This is a genomic window from Bradyrhizobium sp. Ken01, assembly GCF_055807355.1.
In genome coordinates this window covers 1-934 of the sequence record NZ_JBVVPC010000142.1, presented here as the reverse complement: position 1 = coordinate 934, position 934 = coordinate 1, and the positions used below count along the sequence as shown (strand labels likewise).

The window sequence follows — 934 nt, the reverse complement described above, 5'->3', positions numbered from 1 at the left end:
TGAGCTGCTGCCGGTTTGATGGACACCGAGATTGGGTGTTTTATCAAGCCGGAGGTGGTCATGCAGAGACGGAAGTTCAGCCGAGAGTTCAAGGTCGAGGCGGTCAAGCTTGTCAGGGAACGCGGGGTGTCGGTGGCGCAAGCGGGCCGAGACCTGGGTGTCCATGAGAACGTGCTGCGCAAATGGGTGAAGGAGTTCGGCTCGGATTCTCAGCAGGCTTTCCCTGGCCACGGGCAGATGAAGCCTGAGCAGTTGGAGATCGAGCGGCTACGGCGCGAGGTCACCAAGCCGAAGGCGGAGCGGGATATCCTAAAAAACTGTCCAGCGGGATGGCGCGCCTGTGCGGGGTAGAAACAGCCTTGTGCTATCCCTTGGCTCGGAGGGTAGCGGCCGTTAGCTTATTGGAGGCACTGTCCCCGTTAAAAAACGTGGTCCATGGGCGCATGCGGACTTGAGAGTGGTGACGCCGTTTCGGCGGCGATCCCGATTAGGAAGATGACAAATTGGCATAGCCCAGACCCTCCGGCCCATCATCGGACGGAGGATTTGCGATGCCTAAGAGGACAACTGGTGGCGGCCCGGACTTAAAGCCGGTCAACCTTGGCGCGGCCGCCATCGACATCGGGTCAAAGATGCACATGGCGGCGGTGAACCCGGCCTGCACCGATACGCCAGTGCGTGCATTCGGCACATTCACGCAAGACCTGCATGAGCTGGCGGACTGGTTCAAGGCGTGCGGCGTGACCAGTGTCGCGATGGAATCCACTGGGGTCTATTGGATCCCGGTCTACGAGATCCTAGAACAGCGCGGGTTCGCGGTCATTTTGGTCAACGCGCGGTACGCCAAGAATGTACCTGGGCGCAAAACCGATGTCAGCGATGCCGCTTGGTTACGCCAGCTCCACTCCTATGGCCTGTTACGGGGCAGCTTTCG

At 60.1% G+C, this 934-nt stretch carries 1 protein-coding gene and 1 pseudogene; both read left to right on the top strand.

Annotated elements, in window-relative coordinates; all coding sequences use genetic code 11:
- Positions 1 to 60 precede the first annotated feature (60 nt).
- Positions 61 to 315 (top strand): annotated as a pseudogene (locus AC0L3S_RS39085) (transposase); the annotation flags it as partial.
- Positions 316 to 551: 236 nt separating this feature from the next.
- Positions 552 to 934 (top strand): IS110 family transposase (locus tag AC0L3S_RS39080; RefSeq protein WP_473285283.1); only part of this gene is annotated, 383 nt, incomplete at its 3' end.